This is a genomic window from Asaia sp. SF2.1 (assembly GCF_000505765.1).
GTDB classification, from domain to species: domain Bacteria; phylum Pseudomonadota; class Alphaproteobacteria; order Acetobacterales; family Acetobacteraceae; genus Asaia; species Asaia bogorensis.
Genome location: NZ_AYXS01000049.1, coordinates 74,198 through 76,064 on the forward strand (window position 1 = coordinate 74,198; position 1,867 = coordinate 76,064).

At 66.5% G+C, this 1,867-nt stretch carries 1 protein-coding gene; it reads right to left on the bottom strand.

Features of this window, described 5'->3' with window-relative positions; translation table 11 throughout:
- The coding region (locus tag P792_RS33900) for a copper-translocating P-type ATPase (protein ID WP_031241548.1) at nt 1–1,867 on the bottom strand (1,867 nt) is incomplete at both ends.

A 1,867-nucleotide genomic window follows, 5' to 3' on the forward strand; every position in this document is an offset into this window, starting at 1 on the left:
GGCCAGGGAGGACAGGGCCATCGCGCCTCCCGCGAACATGGGCGACAGCGTAAGGCCAAAGACAGGATACAGTACGCCTGCGGCAAGTGGGATGCCGATCCCATTGAACAGGAAAGAAAATGCCAGATTCTGCCGGATGTTGCGCATCGTCGCCTGTGCCAGGCGGCGGGCGCGTACCAATCCGGCGAGGCTGCCTTGTGCCAGTGTCATCCCGGCGCTTTCGATTGCGACATCGGTGCCTGTGCCCATGGCGATTCCGATATCGGCGGTGGCCAGGGCCGGCGCGTCGTTGACTCCGTCGCCCGCCATGGCGACACGGGCTCCCTTCTGTTGCATGTCACGAATGATCGCGGCCTTGTCCTCAGGCTTGAGGTCGGCATGTACCTCGTCGATTCCCGCCTGCCGGGCGACGACTTCCGCAGTCCGGGCATTGTCGCCCGTCAGCATCACGATCCGCATGCCGGCTGCGTGCAGTGCCGCGATGGTCTCCTTCGCGTCGGTCTTCAGCGGATCGGCCACGACCAGCAGCCCAGCGGCCTGTCCGTCGACGCCGACGAACATGACGCCCGCGCCCTCCGCCCGGTGGGAATCCGCGACAGGGATCAATGCCGACGCATCGATGCCCTGCTGCCGCATCTGGGCTTGGTTTCCGACGACGACGGCATGGCCGTCGACGGTGCCGGTCACGCCCAGGCCGGTCTGAGACGCGAAATCCCCGACCGGCGCGGCCTGAAGGCCCTGCGCCGTCATCGCGGCGACCAGTGCCTGGGCCAGCGGATGCTCAGATTGTGTTTCCAGTGATGCCGCCAGCCGCAGGACGACGTTGGAATCCCATGCACCTGATGTTTCGGTCGCGATCAGCCGGGGCTTGCCTTCGGTTACGGTGCCGGTCTTGTCGATCACCAGCGTATCGACCGTATCCAGCGCCTGCAGGGCTTCGGCGTTGCGAACCAGCACGCCGGCCCGCGCCCCGCGCCCCATGCCCACCATGATCGACATCGGAGTGGCCAGGCCCAGCGCGCACGGGCAGGCGATCACCAGGACCGCAATGGCGTTCAGCAGTGCGTGTCCGAAGCGCGGTTGCGGACCGACCAGAAGCCAGACGACGAAGGTCAGAAGGGACACAAGCACGACCAGCGGCACGAACCAGCCGGAGACCCGGTCCGCCACCGCCTGGATCGGTGCGCGCGTACGCTGGGCAGCCGCCACCATGCTGACGATCCGGGCCAGCATCGTGTCCGAGCCAACGGCCTCGGCTGTCATCAGCAGGCTGCCGGTGCCGTTGATGGTTCCACCCGTCACCTTGTCACCCGGTCCCTTGGCGACAGGTGCTGGCTCTCCTGTCAGCATGGCTTCGTCCACGCTGGAGCGCCCGTCCATGACGGTGCCGTCCACCGGGATGCTTTCCCCCGGCCGGATGCGGAGCCGATTGCCGGGCACGATCTGGGCCAGCGGTACGTCGTCCTCCCGATCCAGCGCGCCGACCCGGTGTGCGATTTTCGGTGCGAGATCCAGCAGCGCGCGAATGGCGCGACTGGTACGGGCGCGGGCGCGCAGTTCCAGGACTTGCCCGGCCAACACCAGGGCCACGATAACACCGGCGGCTTCGTAATAGACCGGGACCGACCCGTCATGCATGCGGAAGGCAGCAGGGAACAGGCCAGGGGCCACTGTCGCGGCGATGCTATAGAGAAAGCCTGCGCCGACGCCCAGCATAATCAACGTAAACATGTTCAGATGCCGGGTGCGGAGCGACATCCAGCCGCGTTCGAGGAACGGCCAGCCGGCCCACAGCACGATTGGCGCCGTGAGCGCCAACTGAATCCAGTTCGTCAGGCCGCCATCGAGAAATGCCAGCCCTCCCATA